The following is a 4,873-nucleotide window of genomic DNA, read 5'->3' as shown; positions in this document are numbered from 1 at the left end:
AACGGTGACCAACGCCCCACTCCGCGATGAGCGGCGGGCCCGCCCGCCGCTTGTCGCGTCTCTCTGGCCAACCCTTCCCAGCGGGAACAGGCGATTCCAGCGTAGCGTCCAATCCGGCGCGGTTATGTTACCGCTGGAACCCGATCACGGAAGGAGTGGGAAACCCGCCTTGTTCTACCACGTCAAGCGGCTGCAGTACCACGCCAAGCCCGAAAGACCGGATCCGGTCTACGCCAAGAAGCTCCAGGAGGTCCTCGGCGGGGCCTTCGGCGAGATCACCGTGATGATGCAGTACCTCTTCCAGGGGTGGAACTGCCGCGGCCCCGCCAAGTACCGGGATCTGCTCCTTGACGTCGGGACCGAAGAGATGGGCCATGTCGAGATGCTGGCCACCATGATCGCCCGCCTCTTGGAAGGCTCGCCGGTGGATCAGGAGGAGGCCGCCCGGCAGAATTCCGCGGTGGGGGCGGTCTTGGGCGGGATGAGCCCCCAGCACGCCATCGTTTGGGGCCTGGGCGCGAGCCCCAACGACTCCCAGGACTTCCCCTGGACGGCCCGCTACATGGTCGCCAGCGGCAACCTCCTGGCCGACTTCCGGGCCAACCTGGCCGCCGAGTCCCAAGGGCGCCTGCAGGTGGCCCGTCTCTATGAGATGACCACCGACCCAGGCGTCCGGGACATGCTCGGGTTTCTGTTGGCCCGCGACACCTACCACCAGCGCCTCTGGGCGGCGGCCATCGAGGAGCTGGAGGCGGAAGGCTACGAGGAGACGCCCGTGCCCAGCGCCTTTCCCAGGCACCTGGAGCGGGCCGAGAACAACCACCAGTTCTGGAACTTCTCCGAGGGCCGGGAGAGCGCTGAGGGCCGCTGGATGAAGATCGAGGTCGACGGCAAGCCCATCGAGTATATCGAGAACCCCCAACCTTTGGCCGAGGCGCCTGCGTTGGGGATCGGCCATCCGAAAGTCTACAACACCGTTTCAGACAAGGCCCTGGTCGGGGCGAGCAACGGTCAGCGAGCCTAAACCAGGCGGCCAACCCAAGACGACGTCCGAGGAGGGAAGGTCCCATGGCCAAGCTGAGGGCGCATGAGTTCCTCCATGTGCAAGAGCACATCCGGAGTGAAGCGGCGGCCGCATCGGCGTACCGCCAGATGGCCGGCCAGTGCCAGGATCCTGAGCTGAAGCAGTTCGTCGAGGCTCAGGCCCAAGCCGCCGAGAACCTCGTCCAGCAGCTGACGGGCATCTTGCAAGGCTGACCAGAAGACGAACAGGGAGGAAGGAGGCCAGCGATGGACGCCATCATCGCCACCAGCGTCAACAGCAGCCTCAAGGCATGTGCCGCCGGCTTCGCCCGGTCCGCGACCGAGTGCAGCTCCCCGCACCTGCGGAACCTCATGGCCAAGGCAAGCCAGGACGCCATCCGCCGCCAGGAGCAGCTGACGGCCCTGATGGAGCAGCGGGGCTGGTACGTGCCGCCCGAGGCGCGTCAGGAGGATATCGATCAGATCCTGACCCAGCTCCGGGCCCTGACCGCGCCCGCGCCCGTGGGGGCCCGGGTCTAGCGGGGCTCGGACGGGTTCAGACGCTGGCGCGAAGCCCAGGGGAGGGGACGCCCCACCGCCCGCATGTCTGGGCGGTGGGGCGCGGTGCATCTGGCTTGGCCCTCAGGCAAAGATGGGGCTTGGCCGCCAGCTGGCAACGGGTCGGCAGCCCGGGCTCGTGCTGGCGGGCTCTGCGACGCCATGGATGCCGTACCGTTCTGCCCGTTCCGGATCAAGGGAATCAAGATCGAAGAGGAGAATGTGAAATATATCACAAGTTACTTCCGCCCGCCGCCCAGGGACGGAAGGCTGGCAAGGAGGTAGGGTGATGAGCACCTCCCAAGACTTCCCCGCTCTGCGGGAGGACGTCCTCCGCCGTATGGGTGACTTGAGCCAGGCGATCCCCGACACCATGAAGGGCTTCATGGCCATGCACGACGCGGCCGTGAAGGACGGCGTGCTCTCGGCCAAGGTGAAGGAGCTGATCTCCCTCGGCATCGCCATTGCCGTCCACTGCGAGGGCTGCATCGCTGCCCACGTGTACGACGCGCTGAAGCACGGCGCCACCCGGGAAGAGATCGCGGAGACGGTGGGCGTGGCCGTGCTCATGGGAGGCGGGCCCGCGACGGTCTACGGTTCCCTCGCCCTGCGGGCCGCCGACCAGTTCCTGGCCCAGAAGTAGGTCCGTCAAGGCGTTCATCCGGAGCAGGCCCGGACCGCCTGACCAAGGGACCTCACCGGGTTCCTCCCGCGACGGGAAGCGGCCCCGACCTCGGCCGGGGCCGCACCCTGTTTCAAAGGGAAAAGGGATCACGTCGTCACCGGCTGGAACCTGCCGGCAAGACGAAAAGTCCGGGGCGCCGGGATCACGCCCCGGGCCGGTGGCCCACCAGACCCTGGGCGGCGGCCAGGGCCCCGAGCCGGTCGCAGAGCTCGGTGAGGAACCGTTCATCCTCGGGCCCGAACGCGGCCAGCCGGTCACTATCGATGTCGATCTCGCCGTAGACCTCCTCGCCGTGGCGGATGGGCACCACCAGCTCGGAGCGGGTGCTCAAGAAGCACTGGAGGTACCGTTCATCCTTGCTGACGTCGGGCACGTTGGCGATCTGGCCCGTTGAGGCGGCCCAGCCGCAGACGCCGGCGTGAAGGGGAATCTCCACATGCTCTGTCGGCGCTGGCCCGTCCCAAGCCCAGAGCCGCAGGACCTCCCCTTCCACCATGTAGATTCCCACCCAGGTGTAGTGGGGGTAGGAGGCCCGAAGGTGGCGGACCACCTCCTCCGCGACCTCCCGAAAGGCCCGCTCGGATGCGGTCAGCTGGTCCACCAGGTCCAACGTGGCTTGAAACTGGGCACCGATCCCGTTCATGCGCGCTCCCTCCTGGGTCCCTTCAAGTTTCGTGTTCGCCACCCGATCCCCTGCATACACCGCTGGAACCCCAAGCGACCCAGGGCTGCAGGGACCAGGGGAGCCGCGCGGCGGCGAAGAAGACGAATAAGAGCGACGGTTGGTGCCCTTGCGGTGGTACCGCGAGGGGAGCGGAGAGGGGAGGACGACGATGGCGGCAGCGACCGAGCGGTATGACGTGATCGTCGTGGGGAGCGGTGGGGGTGCCCTTACGGGAGCGATTGTGGCGGCCAAGCATGGTCTGAAGACCCTGATGGTGGAGAAGGGCTCCATGTGGGGCGGCTCCTCCTCCCTCTCGGGAGGCGGCATGTGGATCCCCAACAACCCCGTCTCCCTGGCGGCGGGCCTGCAGGACAGTTTCGAAGAGGCCCTAACCTACATGGAGACGGTCATCGGCGATGTGGGCCCGGCCAGCTCTCGGGAGCGGAAGGTGGCCTACCTGCAGAACGGCCCCGAGGTGGTCCGCTTTCTGCAGGGTGAAGGGGTCCAGTTTGTGGCCGCCATGGAGTATCCCGACTATTACCCGGACAAGCCTGGCGGCAAGATCGGCCGGTGCATTGAGTACGCCTTCTTCGACCGGCGCAAGCTCGGGGAGCTGGGCAAGAGCATCCGGATGGCGGCCGAGCTGCCCATGCCCTTCCATTCGGGCGAGGCGCACCACCTGCCCAAGGCCTTCACCACGCCCAAGCACTTCTTCAAGACCGTCGGCATCCTCAGCCGGGCCGCCAAGCGGCTGACAGGGCAGCAGCTGGTGGGGCTGGGCAACGCCATGGTGGCCCAGCTGATGTGGGTGGCCCTCCGGTACGGGGTCACCCTCTGGCTGAACACCCCCTGCCGGCGGATCCTGGTGGAAGACGGCCGCGCTGTGGGGATCGAGGTGTTGAAGGACGGCAAGCCCCTGGAGCTCCGAGCCGGCGCGGTGCTTCTCGCCGCCGGCGGGTTTGACCACAACGCCGAGATGCGCAAGACGTATCACGGCATCGAGGCGGGCTGGAGCGTCGGCAACCCCGACAACACCGGCGATGTGATCCAGCAGTGCATGGAGCTGGGGGTGGACATGGCCCTCTTGGACGACGCCTGGTGGGGGGCCGTCTCCATCGAGCCCTCGGGCCAGCCGTACTTCATCCTCTGGGAGCGGTCCATGCCCCACTCCATCGTGGTGGATCAGCTGGGCCAGCGGTACACCAACGAGTCCGCCTCCTACGTCGACTTCGGCCACGCCATGCTGGAACAGAACCAGAAGACAGCTGGCAAGGCCATCCCCTCGTGGCTCATCATGGAGAGCCGCCACCGGAACCGGTACATCTTCGGCATGGCCATGCCCCGCTTCACGCCCAAGGCCTACCTGGAGTCGGGCTACTTCATCAAGGCGGACACCCTGGACGAGCTGGCCGACAAGTGCGGAATCAACCGGGAGACCCTGCTGGCCACCGTCGCCCGCTTCAACCGGATGGTGGAGAAGGGCGTCGACGAGGACTTCGGGCGGGGCCGCACCGCCTACGACCACTTCTACGGCGATCCGACCTACCCCAACCCGAACCTGGGGAAGATCGAGCGGGGGCCCTTCTATGCCGTGAAACTCTATCCCGGTGACCTCGGGACCAAGGGCGGCATCCTGACCGACGAATACGCCCGGGTGTTGAAGGACGGCGTGCCCATCCCCGGCCTCTACGCGACGGGCAACTGCACCGCCTCGGTGATGGGCCGGACCTATCCCGGCCCCGGGGCCACCTTGGGCCCCGCGGTCACCTTCGGCTACATCGCCGGCAAGGAGATGGTGAAGCTCCTGAAGGGGCACGAGGCGGCGTAGGCTCCCTCGGGCCCCAGGTGGGCGAGACGCCCTAGGGGTGGACCGTTCCCCAAAAAGAGCGGCCAGCGCCCTGGGAAGGATCCGGGGCGCTGGCCGCTGTCTCTGTTTGGTGGGG

Annotated in this window: 6 protein-coding genes; 5 read left to right on the top strand and 1 reads right to left on the bottom strand. The window is 67.2% G+C overall.

Annotation, left to right across the window (positions count from 1 at the left end):
* The first annotated feature begins 169 nt into the window (after positions 1–169).
* The 4 genes from FWJ67_RS10600 (at position 170) to FWJ67_RS10585 (ending at position 2,224) form a co-directional block, all read left to right on the top strand.
* Positions 170–1,024 (top strand): manganese catalase family protein, encoded by an 855-nt coding sequence (locus FWJ67_RS10600; RefSeq protein WP_304173494.1) that lies wholly within the window; start codon positions 170–172, stop codon positions 1,022–1,024.
* Positions 1,025–1,068: 44 nt separating this feature from the next.
* Complete coding sequence (locus tag FWJ67_RS10595; RefSeq protein ID WP_304173492.1) at positions 1,069–1,257, top strand: hypothetical protein; 189 nt, start codon at positions 1,069–1,071, stop codon at positions 1,255–1,257.
* A 33-nt stretch (positions 1,258–1,290) separates the two neighbouring features.
* Complete coding sequence (locus FWJ67_RS10590) at positions 1,291–1,563, top strand: spore coat protein (RefSeq protein ID WP_304173490.1); 273 nt, start codon at positions 1,291–1,293, stop codon at positions 1,561–1,563.
* Positions 1,564–1,870: 307 nt separating this feature from the next.
* On the top strand, positions 1,871–2,224 hold the full coding sequence (locus FWJ67_RS10585; protein WP_304173488.1) for a carboxymuconolactone decarboxylase family protein: 354 nt from the start codon (positions 1,871–1,873) through the stop codon (positions 2,222–2,224).
* A gap of 184 nt (positions 2,225–2,408) precedes the next feature.
* On the opposite strand, the gene FWJ67_RS10580 is transcribed toward FWJ67_RS10585, so the two are convergent.
* Positions 2,409–2,909: a GAF domain-containing protein gene (locus FWJ67_RS10580; protein WP_304173486.1), complete on the bottom strand. Its 501-nt coding sequence runs from the start codon at positions 2,907–2,909 to the stop codon at positions 2,409–2,411.
* Positions 2,910–3,099: 190 nt separating this feature from the next.
* On the opposite strand from FWJ67_RS10580, the gene FWJ67_RS10575 reads away from it, so the two are divergent.
* Positions 3,100–4,758 (top strand): FAD-binding protein, encoded by a 1,659-nt coding sequence (locus tag FWJ67_RS10575; protein ID WP_304173484.1) that lies wholly within the window; start codon positions 3,100–3,102, stop codon positions 4,756–4,758.
* Positions 4,759–4,873 lie beyond the last annotated feature (115 nt).

It is taken from the genome of Limnochorda sp., assembly GCF_047459355.1.
In the GTDB taxonomy this organism is placed as follows: Bacteria; Bacillota; Limnochordia; order Limnochordales; family Limnochordaceae; genus Limnochorda.
Note: the sequence above shows the minus strand (reverse complement) of the source record. Positions and strands in the feature narration are given on the sequence as shown.